Source organism: Paenibacillus sp. FSL H7-0942 (assembly GCF_045040715.1).
Taxonomy (GTDB): Bacteria; Bacillota; Bacilli; order Paenibacillales; family Paenibacillaceae; genus Paenibacillus; species Paenibacillus amylolyticus.
In genome coordinates this window covers 939,912-958,922 of record NZ_CP150279.1, presented here as the reverse complement: position 1 = coordinate 958,922, position 19,011 = coordinate 939,912, and the positions used below count along the sequence as shown (strand labels likewise).

General features: G+C 46.5%; 14 protein-coding genes. 2 read left to right on the top strand and 12 right to left on the bottom strand.

All coding sequences use genetic code 11. From position 1 onward, the window contains the following. Window positions 1–5: 5 nt before the first annotated feature. From MHI48_RS04365 to MHI48_RS04355, 3 genes are read right to left on the bottom strand one after another with little or no spacing between them, the layout of a single operon-like run. Window positions 6–2,162, bottom strand: a complete 2,157-nt coding sequence (locus tag MHI48_RS04365) for an NHLP family bacteriocin export ABC transporter peptidase/permease/ATPase subunit (protein ID WP_076329527.1) — start codon at window positions 2,160–2,162, stop codon at window positions 6–8. A 43-nt stretch (window positions 2,163–2,205) separates the two neighbouring features. Continuing rightward, complete coding sequence (locus MHI48_RS04360) at window positions 2,206–3,165, bottom strand: NHLP bacteriocin system secretion protein (RefSeq protein ID WP_076329528.1); 960 nt, start codon at window positions 3,163–3,165, stop codon at window positions 2,206–2,208. Next, window positions 3,158–4,378, bottom strand: coding sequence for an ABC transporter substrate-binding protein (locus MHI48_RS04355; RefSeq protein ID WP_076329529.1), 1,221 nt, complete (start codon window positions 4,376–4,378; stop codon window positions 3,158–3,160). The genes MHI48_RS04360 and MHI48_RS04355 overlap by 8 nt, the downstream gene beginning before the upstream one ends. Window positions 4,379–4,635: 257 nt before the next feature. Here MHI48_RS04355 and MHI48_RS04350 point away from each other — a divergent pair, with 257 nt between their 5' ends. Next, complete coding sequence (locus MHI48_RS04350; protein ID WP_076253775.1) at window positions 4,636–5,355, top strand: response regulator transcription factor; 720 nt, start codon at window positions 4,636–4,638, stop codon at window positions 5,353–5,355. A 100-nt stretch (window positions 5,356–5,455) separates the two neighbouring features. On the opposite strand, the gene MHI48_RS04345 is transcribed toward MHI48_RS04350, so the two are convergent. From MHI48_RS04345 to MHI48_RS04335, 3 genes are all read right to left on the bottom strand, one after another. Further along, window positions 5,456–6,445, bottom strand: coding sequence for a phosphotransferase (locus MHI48_RS04345; RefSeq protein ID WP_076329530.1), 990 nt, complete (start codon window positions 6,443–6,445; stop codon window positions 5,456–5,458). Between the two features lie 166 nt (window positions 6,446–6,611). Continuing rightward, on the bottom strand, window positions 6,612–8,387 hold the full coding sequence (locus MHI48_RS04340) for a SulP family inorganic anion transporter (protein ID WP_405144582.1): 1,776 nt from the start codon (window positions 8,385–8,387) through the stop codon (window positions 6,612–6,614). Between the two features lie 166 nt (window positions 8,388–8,553). Further along, window positions 8,554–8,883, bottom strand: a complete 330-nt coding sequence (locus MHI48_RS04335; RefSeq protein WP_017690603.1) for a metalloregulator ArsR/SmtB family transcription factor — start codon at window positions 8,881–8,883, stop codon at window positions 8,554–8,556. Between the two features lie 194 nt (window positions 8,884–9,077). Here MHI48_RS04335 and MHI48_RS04330 point away from each other — a divergent pair, with 194 nt between their 5' ends. Continuing rightward, entirely contained in the window at window positions 9,078–10,022 is a 945-nt protein-coding gene (locus MHI48_RS04330) for an alpha/beta hydrolase fold domain-containing protein (RefSeq protein WP_405143154.1), read from the top strand. 109 nt (window positions 10,023–10,131) lie between these two features. On the opposite strand, the gene MHI48_RS04325 is transcribed toward MHI48_RS04330, so the two are convergent. The 6 genes from MHI48_RS04325 to MHI48_RS04300 form a co-directional block, all read right to left on the bottom strand. Beyond that, the gene (locus tag MHI48_RS04325; RefSeq protein WP_051449569.1) at window positions 10,132–11,709 is read right to left on the bottom strand and encodes a glycoside hydrolase family 43 protein; all 1,578 of its coding nucleotides are present in this window, start codon (window positions 11,707–11,709) and stop codon (window positions 10,132–10,134) included. Further along, a complete protein-coding gene (locus tag MHI48_RS04320; protein ID WP_036668326.1) occupies window positions 11,706–12,605 on the bottom strand; it encodes a carbohydrate ABC transporter permease in 900 nt (299 codons plus the stop codon). Before MHI48_RS04320 ends, MHI48_RS04325 begins: the two co-directional genes overlap by 4 nt. A gap of 15 nt (window positions 12,606–12,620) precedes the next feature. After that, window positions 12,621–13,595, bottom strand: a complete 975-nt coding sequence (locus tag MHI48_RS04315) for a sugar ABC transporter permease (protein WP_036606005.1) — start codon at window positions 13,593–13,595, stop codon at window positions 12,621–12,623. Window positions 13,596–13,730: 135 nt separating this feature from the next. Next, on the bottom strand, window positions 13,731–15,404 hold the full coding sequence (locus MHI48_RS04310; protein WP_249913522.1) for an extracellular solute-binding protein: 1,674 nt from the start codon (window positions 15,402–15,404) through the stop codon (window positions 13,731–13,733). Window positions 15,405–15,579: 175 nt separating this feature from the next. After that, on the bottom strand, window positions 15,580–17,154 hold the full coding sequence (locus MHI48_RS04305; RefSeq protein ID WP_405143151.1) for a response regulator: 1,575 nt from the start codon (window positions 17,152–17,154) through the stop codon (window positions 15,580–15,582). 11 nt (window positions 17,155–17,165) lie between these two features. Continuing rightward, window positions 17,166–18,968 (bottom strand): sensor histidine kinase, encoded by a 1,803-nt coding sequence (locus MHI48_RS04300; protein ID WP_405143149.1) that lies wholly within the window; start codon window positions 18,966–18,968, stop codon window positions 17,166–17,168. Window positions 18,969–19,011: the final 43 nt, after the last annotated feature.

Here is a 19,011-nt window from a genome sequence, read left to right as displayed (position 1 = left end):
CCCTGTTACTGACTCTGAATAAGACGGGTGTAATATCCGTTTTGCTCCATCAAAAACGTATGCGTTCCCCGTTCAATTATCTTCCCGCGTTCCAGTACAATGATCTCATCGGCATCCCGGATGGTACTCAAACGGTGAGCCACCGTAATACAGGTCAGACCTCTGCGCCGAAGACTGTCATCGACCAATTTCTCTGTTGCCGGATCAAGTGCACTCGTCGCCTCATCCAGGATCAGAATCGACGGGTTGCCTGAAAGGGCTCTGGCTATTTCCAGCCGCTGTCTCTGTCCTCCGCTGAAGTTACCGCCATTCTCCGAAATCATGTGGTCATACCCACCGCTACGTTCTGCGATATGGTCATGAATGACGGCGTCTTTGGCTGCACGAACGACATCCGTCTCTGGAATCGTTGCATCCCAGAATGTAATATTTTCCTTGATCGTGCCTTCAAGCAGCACAATCTCCTGATCCACAACGGCCAGGGAATTGCCCATCCGATGCCTGGAGATCTCATCCCGACGCAGATCATCAAATCGAATCTCACCTTCCCATGGTTCATATATTCCGGCAATCAGTTTTGCAATCGTGGATTTTCCGCTGCCCGAACCGCCCACCAGAGCCACCTTCATACCTGGCTGAATAGACAGATTAAACTGGTCAATTAACGGTGCCTCCAGCTTGCTGTATCCGTATGTCAGATTACTGATCTGTACCTGACCGGATAACTTGGCACGGTCCTTCTGTTCGTCTGCTTCATCCAGATCCGATTGAATCTGACGATCCACCGGATATTGCAACACGTCATCCAGACGTTTCATGCTTCCTCCTGCTTCCTGAATCGTTCCTGCCAGCATGACCATCTCATTCACAGGCTGACTGAAGCTTGCCGCAAGACTTTGAAAAGCAACCAACGAACCAATGGTCAACGCCCCGTCCATGACTTGAAAACCGCCAAAAAATAACACGGCAACAGCCCCCAGACTGGTCAACAGTGTGGGAACAGACATCAGAAACTGATTGGATACGCCAAATTGCTGATTGGATTGCAACAGTTTTGCCTGATAACCTGACCATTTGACGAAAAAATCAGACTCAGAGCTATTGGACTTCAACGTCTCAATAACCTGAAGTCCATTCATGGAGACACCCTGCATCTTGCCGCTTTCCTGCAACAGGCGCAGATTCTGATCGTTGCGCTTACGTGTGATGAATTGCATGAATATAACATTAAGCAGGGATACCCCTACCGTAACTACAGCTAGCAATACACTGTACTGCAACATCAGGAGCAGATAAAACAGGATCATGACACAATTCAGTGCAGCGACTGCCAGCTGTCCAGACAACAGCTGCGCGACCCGATCATTGATGGCCACCCTTGATGCGATGTCTCCGCTATGCCGTTGGGAAAAAAATTCAATCGGCAACCGGAGTACATGCCAGAAAAAACGACTGGATGAGCTTAAAGCCAGTTTCATCTCCAGTCTGAGCAAGTAGTAGCGCTGCAGCCAAATCAGCAATGCACGCAGCAGCGCCGTTATTCCCATACCAACCAGAAGCGGGAATAACCAATTGTTCAGATGTCCAAGTAAAACCTGATCAATAAAAATTTTGCTGAACACCGGAATGACCAGACCGGGCAGAACCAGAAACAATCCTGCTATAATCGCATAGACCAGTGCCTTCTCCGAACCTTTGATTCGACTGGAGAGAGAGCTAAGCAGACTTGACGTTTTGCCTTGTGGGACATAACCCTCCGCAGGCTTCATCGTCAGTACAACACCCGTGAACGACTGATCCAATTCCTCAAAGGTAATCTCCCGCGGGCCCGTAACCGGATCATTGAGGAACACCCGATCCTTCTGAATGCCCTCCAATACTAGAAAGTGATTGAAGTTCCAGTGGATGATGACCGGCCATGGCATGTTTCTCAGATCCTCGGGATTTTTACGGTACCCTTTGGCTTCCATTCCATATTGCCTTGCTGCCTTGAGAATATTGTTCGCTTTACTGCCATCACGGGACACGCCACAGGATATCCGAAGCTCCTCCAGCGGAATGAAACTTTTGTAATAGGAAAGTACGATCGACAGTGAGGCAGCTCCGCATTCTACAGCTTCCATCTGTAATACCGTCGGCGTTTTCACTCTTCTTGGGGCCACTACTCCATCATCCTCCCTATGCCTGTTCGACTATATTGACTCCTCATTTGAAATAGGGAATGACGGTTGCAATCGGTCGCTGCGAATGAACCGTAATGGTTCCATCCATCGTCATTCCGCTATTCAGACGCACAGGCGGACCTTGTTTCGTTGTCCAGTTATATCCACTCGACAACTCCGAGTTAGGTGAGAGATTCACGCGTACTTCCAGCGAGAGACCTTGTGAGGCCATCTGCTCTACAAGACCCTCGTTACCTAATGTAGACTGTAACTCTTGTACCGTTACGGGGAATTCAGATACCGAAACGACCTGCCCGATCATGGAGCCATATTCTTCACGATTAACGGTACTTGGCGAGACACGGACTTCCATGCCCGGAAGTAACTGCTTGCCTTGATTTACGGGCACATACATAACCCCTATTAATTCATCCGTCTGAGACCCGTAGGTCTCCATCCGGAACATCTCCGTTCCTTCACCCACATACATTCCATTCTTAACTAACACCTCGGTGACCTTTCCTGTGTAAGGACTGACCACTTGAGTCTGGTACTCATAGTTCAGTAACTGCTGCTCCTGCTGCTGTTTTAACTTGCCCAACTCCGCAACACGCCCTGACTTGCCTTGAGATGAGGCACTTTGCAGATTGGTGATAGCAAGCTTCGTTTGCCTGATCTGGTCAAGCAATGCCGGTTGCTCGATCCGACCAATCACCTCTCCTTGCTGAACCGTATCATTCTCCACCACTGCAATATCGGAGATTGCGCCTTCTGAAGAGGTGTGTACCGTTTTTAGGCCGCCCGGCCGAATCAATACACCCTGTCCTTCTGCCATCGTGGTCATGGTGCCAAAGATTCCCCAATACAGCGCAGCTGCCAGAATTAAACCTGCTCCGATGAGCATCAACCAGCCGCGGGGAGAGGTGACACGTACCAGATTATCCAGCTGTTCAGGAGAAGACAGCCGCTCAAGGGCTACTTTTCGAAAAACCTGTTTATTCATCCTGACCTCCCCCTTTCGCTGAATCTCGTGATGAATTTGAAACGGGCGTCTCATTCAGGGTCTGAAATTTGCCCTGCTGTAACTTCTTCATTACAATGCTCATTCCCTGAACATCACCCTGGGTATCAAAAAAGTGTTCACCCGTAACCCCCTCCCAAGATGTAAGGTCGGACAAAGCTTCTGCTATCGCTTTCGGACTTCGTGAACCTGCTTCTTCTATACCCGCAGCGAGTAATTTCAGTGAATCATATGCCTGTGCTGCCCATTTGTCCGGTGCCTTACCATAGTGTTTAATATAGGTTGATCGAAAATCTTGATTGACGGTCGATTGTCCCTGATCATCGTATACGGAAGCGACTATTGTGCCTTCTACGGACCCGCCGCCTTGTGCAAACTCAGCCGAATCAAGCGCATCTCCCCCAATGATAGGGGTATCCATACCCGCCGCACGGATTGCTTTGACAAACGTAATGCCTTCGTCAGCCCTAGTCGCTACCATGATCAGATCCGTGTCCAGTGTTTCCCATTTATTCGCAATCCGCATCATGTCGGCTCCGTCCTTATAACCGGATACGCGGTCAACCACATTCTGTCCGGATAGGGTAGCCTGACGTTCAAATGCATTCGCGAGCCCTCTACCATACTCGTCATCGGTATAGTAGATTGCGATATTCTCATGTTTCGTGCCCGCAGCATACAGGGCAAGAGATTGCCCGATCTGATTATCATTCGGTATATTTCTAAAAATATAAGGACTGCTCACATCGGTCAGTTTGGGCGAGGTCGATGCCGGAGACAACAGTACAATGCCCGCATTGGCATATATACGTGAAGCCGGTACGGTTACGGAAGAACCCCGATGTCCAATGACCGCGCTGACGGAGGAATTATCGGCAAATTGCTGCGCAATGGCCATGCCCTTTGTCGTGGAAGCGCCATCGTCCATCTCCAGCAATTTAATTTTTTTCCCTCCCAGAACACCCTCTTTGTTAATCTGCTCCAGCGCCAACTGAAGTCCTTCACGGAATTGTTCATTCTGCTTTTCAAAAGGCCATACAGCTCCCACGATGACTTCATTTGATGAGCTTCCAAGCGTCTTTTCTCTGATCTGGTCTGGCGCAGTGTCAGATGAACACCCACTGATTACCAGTGCACCAAGCAGTACCACACTCCACAACACCCATTTCAGGCGATTCCCCCCACTTCCATTCACTAGACCTATCTCCCTCCAGAGCTCAAACCTGGAACGCCCAAGTTTTAATATCATTAATTATAGAAGGAGCCTAATCATCAAGACCATAAATTGAAATTCAAGTTAACCTCAATTTCATATCAAATTTTGTGTATCCAATCGACTTATCCCGGTCCACATGCGATACTTGAAACAGAATACATCGAGGACTTTCGACGAACGATTGGAAGGATACGGACTTTGACCAAAGCGATATACATAAGGAGAATGAAAGCCCTATGTCTTTGAAAAACACGATTTTGATCGTCGATGATGATCATGAAATCAATGAATTGTTAACGATGTCTTTGAAACGGGAAGGTTTTCAGACTATATCTGCATACACTGGCGTGGAGGCACTTCGAGCTGCACAGGAGCATTCACCTGATCTTGTACTCCTGGATGTGCTGTTGCCTGGGATGGATGGTTTTCAGATCTGTAGCGAGATTCGTAAAACGAGTAATGTGCCTATTTTGTTCGTAAGTTGTAAGGATGAAGCCACAGACAAAGTCATCGGACTTGGGCTGGGAGGGGACGACTTTATCTCCAAACCATTTAGTCCAATTGAGCTGATTGCACGAGTCAAGGCTCATATTCGGAGAAACAACATGCCACAGAAACAAGAGGAACAGGTGGATGAAACGCTGGTATTTGATCAACTACTCATCGACCCAGCTACCCATCGTGTACTCGTCGGTGACAAACCCATTGCTTTGTCGGCCAAGGAATTCAAATTATTGTTTCATCTTGCGAAGAACCCTAACCGCGTATACAAAAATGAACAGCTTTTCTCGCTGCTCTGGGATGATGTGCATATGGGCGATACGCATACAGTTATGGTACATATCTATAATCTGCGGAAGAAGCTGGAACAAAATCCGGCCAAGCCACACTATATCCGTACAATTCGGGGTGTCGGGTACAAATTCAATGACAAGCCTGTTGAATTCGCAGAGTAAACGTATTACAGCACACAGGTATGTACGTTCATTCAAACTAAAAAAGCCGCCAGAATGGCGGCATGATGATGGTAACTATATTCTCTTTTTCATTGAATGATTAACTAACGATACCTGCTTCCCGGAATTCTTCCACGAAACTATCCAGCCAATCCGAACCATAGTCCAGCGCACCCGTATCACTCTCAATAAAAGCAACATCTAGTCCCATCACCCAGAATCGGCGAGCAACAATAAAGAGATCAACCGCCTGCTCATCTTCGGCAGAGAAGCTTCTGACTGAACGATATCCTGCCATGAGCGTTTCCCATAATGCTGCTTTTCGTTCATCAGACTGTCTTTTTCGAACTTTCACTTGAGCTAAATCATAGGCACGCCAGCCTTTGGCTGCCCACTCGAAGTCATAATGGATGAACTGATGTTCCTGTTGAAATACATTGTTATTCCCATGCATATCGCCATGGCACAGACCAAAGTCCAGGTCTTGCCTGGAAGTGGCAACGATGCGTTCTTTTAATGTTGTGGCAAACGTATGGAGAAATGCTGCTGCTTCATTGTTCTCACCGATATAGTGAATAATTCGCTCAAGAGGTTCGTCAATAAGTAACTTCAGATCCAGCTCATATCGTGGCAGCTCCATGTTCACCTGATCCATAGCCTCATGCAATTCAGCGGCAGATTGACCAAAGGCGTAACAAGACTCCTCATCCTCCAGGTTGTTCTCCGTACCCTCAATATACCGAAACATTACAGCAACCCGCTTGCCTTCCGCAGCCTCCAACACCGTATATCCCGTATGATCTTTCTTCTCGATGTATTCTCCAATGTCGGTATGTTCCGCAGAACCTAGAACGTTCTTGAGTTGAGACAATAATGAAAGCTCATACTGAACATCTGCCTCCATGATTTCAGTGCGGTAGATACGGAGAATGTACATGCCACTGGACGTGCGAACCCGGTAGGTATCATTTAATCCTCTAAGCCAAAACAAACATTCTTCCCATGTTCCAATGTCATATTGATTACTCAATGCAGACTCCAGATACCTGGGGTTAAGCACTGAACGTAAAGCAGTCGGTTGAATGGACATATGGTTTCTCCTTCGGTTTAATATGATTATTTCTCATCTGATGGACGATGTAATCCTTTCACCTATCAACCTATAACATAGTATATTTTTCGTTTATTTTCCAGAATATATATTTTGATAAGCAAATACTCTCTAGACTCTTATAGCTCCATCTCTCATCAGCAGGTTAGATAGGGCTATTTGCATTGACTCGCTTTCCAGGTTTCAGCAGGTTATTACACTCTGGGTCGGTGCCAGCACTCGACAATGCAACGCATTCACGAAAGGCAAAATGTGTGCACCCCCTACATTTCTGAACATCCAGATGCAATAATGCATAATTGATGGCTTCACCCGTGTGCTCAAACATATGATCCGGACCAATCCGTTCAATCAAACCTGTTCTCTTCAACATCTCCAACGGTTGCGCCTGAATGCCTGAAAGTAAAATCCTGCCCCCGGATCTCTCCATATGTTTGACAACACGGGCCAGATTGGATTCACCTGTTGTATCCATAAAAGGCACCTTACCCATTCGCAACAGCAGAGTGCCTGGTCGCCGATGAATCGAATCCATGACCGACTTCTCGAACATATCCGCTGCGCCGAAAAAAAGTGGCCCTTCAATTGTGTATAGGCTTATTTGCGGGCAGTCATGTCCTTCCCGAACCATGTGGGCCATGACTTTCTCATGTTTATGATCGGGATCGGGTAGTACTTTGGCAACCTTCAACATCTCACTCATCCGTTTAACAAATAAAAGGACCGCCAGAATCAACCCAACCTCTACAGCCGTTGTTAAACTTGTAAATACGGTCAGCAAAAAGGTAATAAGCAGAACGAGTGAATCGCTCGTTTTGGTTTTCATGACATGCATGAAGGATCTCCGTTCACTCATATTCCAGGCAACCAGCATGAGAACGGGAGCCATACTGGCAAGAGGAATGTGAGATGCATATGGCGCAAAGAGAACAAGTACCAGCAAAACCACTACACCGTGAATCACGCCAGACCATGGCGATACTGCGCCGGATTTGATATTTGTTGCTGTGCGTGCAATCGCTCCTGTTGCAGGAATACCACCAAACAACGGCGTCACCATATTAGCAATCCCCTGCCCAATCAACTCTCGATTGCTGTTATGCCGACTTCCGGTCATGCCATCGGCAACAACTGCGGATAGCAGCGATTCAATTCCACCCAGCATGGCGATGACAAAAGCGGGTTGCAGCAAGTTCACAATACGCTCCCAAGTGATCTCTGGCACATGAAACTGAGGCAAAGAGTTAGGTATGGCGCCAAAGGACGAACCAATTGTAGCCACCTGCCCTTCAAAAAAGAACGCCGCGACTACCGTCGAAAGAACCAGCCCCACCAGTGATGCAGGCACCTTTGGTGCAAACTTGGGCACAAGCAGAAGAACAGCCAGACAGATTCCAGCTGTAAGCACACTGTATATATTAATCGTCGAGATATGCATCCCGATTTCTTTCATATTGGACCAGAAATCCTCGTGTTTCTCGATGCCTCGAAGTCCTAGAAAGTTCGTTATTTGTCCGCTAAAAATAATGACGGCGATCCCTGCCGTAAAACCAATAGTCACCGGCTTTGGAATAAACTTAATTAATGCCCCGAGCTTGAATACGCCCATTAGTACAAGCATCAAACCGGCCATCATTCCGGCGATCAGCAGATTCTCATATCCATACTGCATCACAATGGCAAATAGGATCGGAATGAATGCCCCCGTTGGCCCGCCAATCTGGAACTTGGACCCACCCAGCAAGGAAATGAGAATCCCTGCGATTACTGTGGTATACAATCCATACTCCGGTTTGACCCCGGAAGCGATGGCAAAGGCCATACCGAGTGGAATCGCAATGATACCTACAATCAGTCCTGATAACAGATCCTTGCGAAAAGCGGCAGCATTGTACCCTGCATATCTCCCCATCCATTTCATGTACAAAAACCTTCTTTTCTTCATATATTTGAATATTTGAATATATTTAAAAGACTACTCCCCTGCATACGTCCTGTCAATCGGATTACGCACAATCCCAGCAGGAACCTAACACAAAAAAACAAGAACCTCCGGAGCTTACACCCAGTTGCTCTTGTTTATTGTGTCAGGACTCTTTACGAATATCTTCCAGCATGGAAATGGCATCAACCAGATGATTGTCAAAAATCTGTTTGGTGACTGCCAGCAGGTCCTTAATCAGCGGATCACGCAGCGAATAGGTGACGGTTGTCCCTTCTTTGATTCCGTGGACAACGTTTTTGCTGCGCAATACAGCCAGTTGCTGTGAAACGGCAGAGCCTTCCGATCCCAGAATGCTTTGCAGTTCATTCACGTTTTTGGCTCCTTCACTCAGCAGTTCCAGAATCTGAATCCGCATCGGGTGTGCCAATGCTTTGAAAAAATCCGCTTTAAACTGTTGTATGCTCTGATTCATACGCTATGCCCCTTCAATCGAACTTTTGAAGATGCAAATATCATAACATAGAACGGGTACCATGCTTTACTCTAACCGTAAACGGTTTGATGGAAAAATTAAGATTGACCTTGAAGTACACTTCAACCTTTATACTTCTCTTATAGTCTCAACAGATTGTATATCTGAACTCCATCAGGAAGGGTGATTCCTCAATGAACATGTATATCCATAATCACAAACGCTCGTTGACGAGCTTTCTATTCGAGAAATATATCGGAACGTTAGATACCAAGAAATTTTTTTCAACACGCGAGCTTACCCGAAAACACCTGGATCATATGGGCTTGGAAAACATTAAACCTTATACCTTGGGTAAAATAAAACTGTCATCTTCCATTAAAGATCGCTCCCATGAAGACATGCAGGTGTTCACATTAAACGATCAGCATTCCCGTGAACAGAGGGTCATTCTCTACATTCATGGCGGGGCACATACACACCAGCCGCTGTCTTTACACTGGAAATTCATGGACCGCATGGCTCAGGCTCTGAATGCCAAAGTTGTTGCTCCCATCTATCCAAAGGTTCCGTATTTTAATTATCAGCACACGTATCCGAAACTGCTCAATCTATACCGGGATCTGCTTGCCTCCGTGGACGACCCGGCACAACTGACCATTATGGGCGATTCCGCAGGCGGGAATATATCCCTAGCCTTGGCTCATTATCTGAAGATGCATGATCTCCCGCAGCCCAAAGATATCATCTTGTTATCACCTTGTGTGGATATGGTGCTGGACAATCCAGTCATATTTGATTACGAGACCCGCGACCCTATGCTCGCTGTCGAAGGGTATGATGTCATCCGGCGGATCTGGGCAGCTGACAAACCGTTGAACGATCCGTTAATCAGTCCAATCTACGGAGATTTCGCCGGTCTGGGCAAAATCAGCATCTTTATCGGGACTCACGAGGGTTTGTTTCCTGATAATATGAAGCTCGACAAACTGCTGACGGATCAAAGAATCGATCATCAAACGTACGTTTACCCCAAAATGAACCATGTCTTTGTCCTCTATCCGATTCCGGAAGCAAGGGATGCTCAGCGTAAAATGGTTAACATCATAAAAAGCTCAGCACATGAAGCTGGACAATAAACTGTAACGCCTCCCCATAGCCGTTTGGCAAAAAGAACGAAAAAAAGCTCAATTCCTGGACTACCGCCACCGGATTGAGCTTTCTTGCTGTTATTCTGTCATCTAAATATTATTTATATGAACCATATTCAAACCAGTCAAAGTCCGCTACCTGATCGGAAGAAGTACCGTTGCTGCTGCTAAACATTCCGATACAACAGCCAACAAAGCCGCCGGCTACTTCGGTGCTCAAGCTGCTTGTATCCACCTGTTCCGCCACCAGATGATACTGACTTCCATCTGTGCTGTAATAGAAGTTTAGTTGCTGACCTGTTGCGGCCAGTTTGATATACACCCGCGATACATCACCCTCCAGTGCGATTTGCGCTATGTGGGTATCCTGACCATCTATACAGGTCAATACACGCAGCACCTGCTGTTTATCCGCCAGAGCACGCTCAATCCGTACGTGATATAGATCGTTCTGAATGACGACAAGACCAGCCGTTTCGTTGGTATTCCCGGGCACAAATTCCATCGCTGTAGCTGCGACATAATCCATATGCCTTTGACGCAGACAAACAAAGCTGGAATTTTCTTTTTCCTTCAATGTTTGCGGTTTCAGCTTCAGTCGCAAGTATCCTTTTCGTTCGGTTAATGAATAGAGATCCTCCTGAGGATTGCGCAGGAACATCCATTGCAAGCCCAGTTTATCACTGTCAAAATGGTCAAAACGCAGTTGCGGCTCTACCGGAACAGGCTTCAAATCCAACGTGCCCTGCTCCTCCAGGATTCCGCGGCCCTCATTGACAACAGGCCATCCGTCCTCCCAAACGACAGAAGCAAGGAACGTCTCCCGCCCCAGGTTGCTATAGCTCCCTCCATATGGACGCGAAGCAAGCATGACCATGAACCATTGACCATTCGCAGCCTGCACCAAGTCGGCATGTCCTACATTAACAACAGGGTAACGTTTACCCAAATGGCGATGTGTAATGATTGGATTATTCGGATTCCCGACGTATCCTTCGGTCAAACTTTTGCTACGAGCAATGGTCACGGCATGGTTTGGCCCTGTGCCTCCCTCTGCAATCAATAAATAGTAATACTCATCGATCTTATACAGATGCGGGCCTTCCGGCCAGATGACATCCACCATCGCCCCGCGCCACAGAACGTAACTGTCTCCCACCAGTTTCATACTGCCCAGATCCAACTCCCGCAGCCACACTTCCCAGTTCCCATTGTAACGAACTCCCTCGGAGCAAGGACGTGTACCAAGGTAATACGCTTTGCCATCATCGAAGAAAATTGTAGGGTCTATGCCTTCTGCGCCTTCAATAAAATAAGGATCAGACCATGGCCCAGCCGGGTCGGTAGCGGTTACAACAAAATTGCCGCCATGTGATACATTAGTTGTAATCATATAGAAGGTGCCTTCATGATACCGAAGCGTTGGAGCGAATATCCCCTGTGAATGGCCTGCTCCCTGAAGATTTAATTGCGAAGGGCGGTCCAGCACATTTCCAATCTGTTTCCAATTCACTAGATCACGGCTCTGAAAGATCGGAACGCCAGGAAAATAGGCAAATGTTGATGTCACCAGATAAAAATCTTCACCCACCCGGCATACGGACGGATCTGGATAAAACCCGGGCATAATCGGATTGTTAAACGTGCATTGTTCGCTTTGAGTTGTATTCTTCATTCTTTTACCCCTCCAATGGTTAGTCCAGTCACAAAGTATTTTTGCAAGAACGGATACAGTAAAACAATCGGCATTGCCGTCACAACCGTGATTGCTGCCCGAATGGATACAGGCGTCACCATGTTGGTTACATTTTTGAATGAATCCACGTTGACGGTCCCCCCCTGTGAGGTCGCAGAGGATAACAATTTCATCAGCTCATACTGCAAGGTGGTCAAATTCCGATTTCCCGCCGTGTACAACATGGAGTCAAACCAGGAGTTCCACTGACCTACAGCAATAAACAGTGCAACCGTAGCCAGAACCGGTTTGGATAGGGGAAGCACGATACGCATGAAAATCCGAAAATCTCCGGCTCCATCCATCTTCGCGGATTCAATCAATCCCTCCGACAGTCCCTGAATGTAGGTACGAATGACGATCATGTTGAACACCCCGATCAACCCGGGAATAATGTATACCCAGAAGCTGTTCAGCAGCCCCACTTGTTTGATCAGCATGTATCCCGGAATTAAGCCGCCGCTGAAATACATCGTCATGACAAACAGCGTTGTGACCAATTTGTTAAACATATACTCCTTGCGGCTCAGCACATAGGCCAGCATGGCTGTACAGAACAGCTGTACAACCGTTCCCACCACGGTTCTGGCGACCGAAACAAATGCGGCTTGTGTCAGATTCGGGTTTTGGAATACGGAGACGTAATTTTGCAGCGTCCATTCCCTCGGCCAGAGATAGATCCCCCCGCGGATCGTATCCAGCCCGTTATTGAAAGATACGGCAATGGTGTTTAAAAAAGGATATAACGTAACAACCATGACAAGCAACATAAATATGCCATTGGTTATAGAAAAAATAGAGTCTCCTAAGCTTCGGTTTCTACTAAATCGTTTCACAGCTCTGCCCCCTTATCATATCAATCGCTCTTCACCAAGAGACTTGGCAATCCCGTTGGCGATAAATATGAGCACCAGACTGACCACACTTTTGAAAATGCCTGCTGCGGTGGCAAGTGAGTAGTTGCCGAGATTAATCCCGTATTTCAAAACAAAAATGTCGATCGTCTCGGATACATCCTGCACAAGTCCGTTCCCCAGCAAGTATTGAATCTCAAAACCCGCGTTCAGTACGTTACCAACGTTGATGATAAGCAGGATAATAATCGTTGGTTTGATGCTTGGAAGCGTGACATTGAACATTTTACGAAACCGTCCGGCTCCGTCGATGGAAGCTGCCTCGTACAAGCTCGGATTAATCGACGCCATGGCCGCCAGATAAATAATCGTGCCCCAGCCAATTTCCTTCCACATGCTGGACAGACCTACAATACCCCAGAAGTACTTTGGTTCGGCAAAAAAATTGATCGGTGCATCAATCAGGCCCAATTTCGTCAACAGCACATTCACTATTCCTGTTTCCGTTGATAATACATTCGCAACAATACCTGTTACGATGATCCACGACAGGAAATGTGGAAGGTAGGAAACCGTCTGTACCACGCGTTTGAACAATACCATTCGCAGTTCATTCAATAAGAGCGCCAGACCAATTGAGCCGACAAATCCCAGAAACAGACTGATCAGGCTCATCGCCAGCGTATTGCGAATGACACGTAAAAATGTAGGGTCCGTGAATAACGTTCGAAAATGATCCACCCCAACCCAATCCTGCTCCATAAAACCAATGCCCGGTCTATAATTCTGAAACGCCATCAACCAGCCCCATAATGGTCCATACGCAAAAATAGCGATAAACGCAATAAACGGAAATGACATCCACATTAATTGTCGCTGACTTTTCATTCTGGACAGGTTGTACCCGATCCAGCTTGTTCCCGCAGGGATATGGCTGGTTTTTAACGAAGGCTGCAACTCCTTTTTGGCCATGTTTTTCTCTCCTTGCTTACGAGTTTATCTATATCACCCAGTCTGGGTGAATCGATTCCATTCCTATCCAATCTCCCAATCTAGCGTGTAAGAAAGGCTACGGGGTTCCCCATAGCCTTTCTGTGTGACAGGCCTTTATCCCCACAGTTCCATACGTCTGCGGACTTCTTCCGTCAGCGCATCTTCATACGCTTTAATATCTGCACTTTCCTTGAGCGTGGCTTGATATTCTTCCCAAGCCTTATCAAATTCGGCTGGTGAAGTCATAATCACTTTGGGCAGCCATTTGCGTTTTACATCGTCCATTTTCTGTCTGGCGATGGTCTCCGGTTTATTCGGTTCAAAATTATAGGTATAGATTGGGAACCACGGTTCATTTTCCTCCGCAGGCTCAAGGAAGTCGGTAAACTTCGTATATCCATAAGCCTTCAGCACTTTTTTGTCGATGTCATTCAATGTAGCAAGATACTCCTCCGGCTGCTCCTTAGGGTCAAGGGCATTTTTCCCGTCAGCGGTCATGCCTTCATGATGCGGGAAATAGACCAACGGGCTTCCCGTGTTTGCCAGCACCCAGTCCGGATCTTTGGAATTCGCACGTTGCTCTTCATTCCTGGAGAACACGCCTTTGTCATCTACTTGGTAATCCACGCCTTCCTGTCCCCAGGTTCTCAATACCTCCATCTCAGGGTCCAGCAAATCATTAATATATTGAAGTGCTCCCTCGATATCCTCGCAGCTCTTTGTAATGGCCAGGCCACCATTCACGTTAAGGATTGGATTGTTCTGATAACGCCCTTTAACATCCTCGGAGAGTGTAATGGACAACGGTACATAGGTTTTGTCGTACAATTTTTGCTTCACGAGTGATGCCTCGGCGTCAAGGAACTGCCATCCTTGATCCACCATGCCCAGCACACGTCCGGTTGAAATTTTGGAGATATATTGATCATAGTTTGCTGTAAAGGTTTCGTTATCGACCAAACCTTGATGATATACCTCATTGATCTTCTTGAAATATGCCTTCGCTTCCGGAATGGTATTATAGTTTTTGGCCGTCAGTGTTTCTTTATCAACGATGGCTGCGCCTTCGTTCGGATAACCAGCCATGAAGAGCGGAGGGTTCTCCAGTGCGAAATAACGCCAGTCATAGGAGATAATTTCAAATCCAATGGTTGGCTGACCATCAACGGTCGGGTGAGCTGCTTTATACCGTTCAATCAAGTCGAAGTATTGGTCAAGCGTTTTGATTGTCGGATAATTATCCCACTCCAGTACGGCCTTCTGAATCCAGAATGCTTCTCCGTCATGGGATACTTTCATCGACTTTTCTTGTATATTGCCGAATTGAGGAATGAAGTAGATATGTCCATCCGTCGTATTTTTCATCTTCTTCCAGTCTTCGCCCAGGTAATTTTTGATGTTTGGATATTTATCGATGTAATCCTCAAGTGGTACTAACGCCCCTGCTGCTACCAGTTGCTGAGTACCATCACTCCCATCGATAAAATCGGGATATTCGCCGCCTGCAATGAGTACACCAATCCGCTCTTTGGCTGTTTGGCCCGTAAGCCAGTCCATCGTTACTCTGACGCCTGTTTTCTCCTCAATAGCCTTTAACACCCGATTATCGTCAGGCGCAATTTTTCCTGGTACGGCAAAAAATGCGGAAAATTGTTTCAATTCCCTTCCATCTGCTGTCTTTTCCCCTTTCGAGGACGATCCCGGTGTACATCCAGCGAGTGCGATGACCAGTATTAAAGCGAGCAGAGCACTATACTTGATTCTTTTTCTAACATCCTTTTTCATCATGACCCCTCCATCGATTATATTGACAGAAGCTTTTTGGAAAGCGCTTTCCAAAGGCTGACTTAAAATTATCATGCTTCCATGCCCCTCTCAACGGGATAAACTATAGATGGAATCCCACTAATTCCAGCATCTGCGAAAAAAAATATCCCGCCGCTCCGTCAAGGAGTGCAGGATGTTAATCAAGAGAGTACGCAGCATGGGCACTTTTACGATATTGTGCAGGAGTCTCCCCCATGAGTTTCTCGAACCGGCTAATAAAGTAATCGGAATCCCGATATCCCACCATTGTTGCGATTTCGTATACTCTTTGATCTGTTCTGCGCAACAGCCGGGCGGCTTCCTCAATACGCAATTGATTCAAATAATCACTGAAGCTGATCGAGAAATGCTTTTTGAAAATCTGACCCAGATATGCACTATTCATGTAAAACTGCTCCCCGAGCAATTTCAGGCTGATATTTTCTCTGTAATGCTCGTGAATGAAGGCCTCGATTTTGGCTAATACGCCCATCGCATTTGACTTTTGCTGCTCCTTCAGTTTCTCTGCGCACATGAGCGAAAATCCGCATAAATGTTCAATGTTTTCCTCCATGGATAACATCGCGTAGTTCACCTTCAGAAAAGTCGATTCCATCAGCCCGGAATCTGGAGTAACCGTATCGTTATTCACGAGATCCAGCAATGTGTATGCCAAATAATGCAAGTGGATGCGGACAATACCAGGCTCGATTCGCTCATCCAGAAAAAATTGAAAAATGGCCTTTGCATGACTATATAACTCATCCGTCTGCTGTTCCTCAATAGACTTAACAAGCCCATCAAACAATTGTTTTTCGAACTGTCCCGGCGGATTAACAAATAGGGTCGTATCCATAAGTTCGAAATAATAAATGGGCCTGCAAGTGGTGAAGAAACGTAAGCTTTTCATTATGCCGCAGGATTGATAAGACTCATGCAGCGCCTCCAACTCATATACTTCCTTCCCGACATAACAAGCAATAGCCGCCTCTTGACCATGGCTCAGATCGGCATGTAATCGGGTCAAATATTGCTCCAAGGTCACTGCCTCACGGTTCACCATCAGGTCCGTAACCATGAGCAGAACCGCATTTTTATCACCTGTGAACGGCTTCAAAATTTGTCCCGGCAAGGGCCTGCCCACCCATGCCTCAACCCGAGCGCACCAATCCGTTCCCTGTTCTGGACCAGCTTCCGCCTCAATCAGGATGCAACGCAGTATGCCGGCATCTTGATAGTGGGACTGTAGGCTCGTAACAGCATCCTCCTCAGCCACCCCAAGCAAAATTGACTGCATATGCTGAGCCATAATAATCCGATCTTTTTTTTGCTGATATCGCTTCTCTTCCGTCCGCTCATTAAATGCGACTCTGAACTCCTCAAGCACCTGAACCAGTTCGGTCTTCACAATAGGCTTGAGAATATAGTCATCCACCTGATATTTAATTGCCTGCTTGGCGTATCCGAACTCATAGAATCCACTAAGAAGAATCAGCTTGATGTCACCGCTATATTGCTCGTACAAGGTTTGGGCAAGCTGCAATCCGTCCATTTCCGGCATCTTAATGTCGGAAATCACCAGATCGGGCTGCATAGCGCGTATACACTCCAATGCCTTCATGCCATTGGAAGCCTGACCGCAAATCTGAAATCCGTAAGACTCCCAATCAATTAACAATAGAAGTCCTTGGCGAATAAATGGCTCATCGTCCACAATCAGCACGTTGATCATATCCTCGCTCCTTATTCTTGAGATGCCTGCATAAGAGGAATTTGAATGCCAATCGTTGTTCCTTTCCCCTTTTCACTGAATATGTGCACCTGAACGAAATCATCAAAATACATCCGCAGCCGAATATATGCATTCATCATACCAATGCTGCTAAGCTCGCTCATCCGATCCATACTCGGGTCTTGCATCATTTTGCGGAGCGAGGCCAGCTTGTCCTGATCCATACCGACTCCGGTATCTCGAATGGAAATGTACAGATCCTTACTTCGAATTTCGAATAATACCTCCACGACCCCATCATTCGACGTCCCCTCAATGCCATGGATACAAGCATTCTCCACAAAGGTGAGGACGGTGAGCTTTGGTATCATCATGGCAGCAATGGATTCGTCTGTGATCCGGATTGCGAATTGCAGCTTTTCGCCAAAGCGATACTGCTGGATACTCAGATAACTCTCCACAAAATTGATTTCCTCTGCAATTGTAATCAGATCGTCGCCCCAATTGATCGTCTGACGTAACAGCAGTGCCAGTTTATGAATGACATCGGAGGTTTCAAGCTCGTCCTTGATCAAGCTCCGCATACGGATCGTTTCAAGCGTGTTGAACATGAAATGGGGATTCACCTGACTCTGAAGGGCTTTCAGCTCCGCCTGCTTTTTGGAGAGCTCAAGGGCTTGCCGCTCCACCTGACCCTTAAACACAATCTCAATCAGGTTCTTGATCTTGATGACCATCATGTTATAACTATGGGTCAGGCTGCCGATCTCGTCCTTGCCCACAGGTCCCGATATCACTTCAAATTTCTCATGCTTCACTTGATCCAGGTGCTTCGCTATCCGATCAACTCTGATGACCAGTGATCTGGATATCAACCAGATTAGCAGTGTCGGCACCAACAGATTAAGAATGATTAGTAGAGTCAAATTAATCTTTGAATTAACAATCTCCGACAGAACGTCCAGTTTCTCCGTACTGACAATAATCTGCCAATCCTCGGATACGACGGGAATCGATTGCATGGATTGAACAGGGTCAATTGGACTGTTTGCAATCAGATTAAATGGCTTGCGCATCTGATTCATTTTTGAATCGTTCGAGAAAATGACCCTGCCATCCGAAACGACATACACCTTCCCATTTGCTCCCTCATTTTTAAGCGATTTGTTGATGAAAGCGTAGTCCAGATCTACCTTTAACACCTTTTCAACCTGTTGCTCCCCAAAGTAATCCAGCTTACGAATAATGCTTACTTTGCGTCCTCCCTGACTTTGCGACATCTCCGCCTGTTGTTTGTCAAAATACGAATAGATCATGATATGGTCGCTCGTGTTCATCAGCGCTTGATACCAATCACTTTTCTTCACCTCATCATCCAGCTTAATGAAGTTTCCTCCATTGACGAAGGTATCATTGCCAACATAAAACATAATTTGATTCACCTGCTGGTAGCTGTAATAGTACCTGACCAGATTGTTGTTGCTAAGCATATCATAGTAGGCAGAGTAATAGTCTTCCTGATCGCGATACTTGAACTCCATGAACCGGTTCAGCGTTCCATCGGTATAGAGAAAATTGGACACATACAAGCTATTGTCTATACTGTTCCGCAGGTTGAACTTGATCCTTTGCTGCATTTCATTGAATCGGCTATGCTCCTTCTCTTCAATATTACCTTTGATACTTTGGTAAAACACGGTATTTGTGACCAGGACCGGGACCAGCACACAAAAAATGAACAATATGTACAACTTGGTTTTGAGACTCCAATCATCCAGAAACTGAATACGCTTACAGTATGTCTTTCGGCTCATGTTATGTCTTTGTCTCCTCTAACCATGTCATATATCAACATTA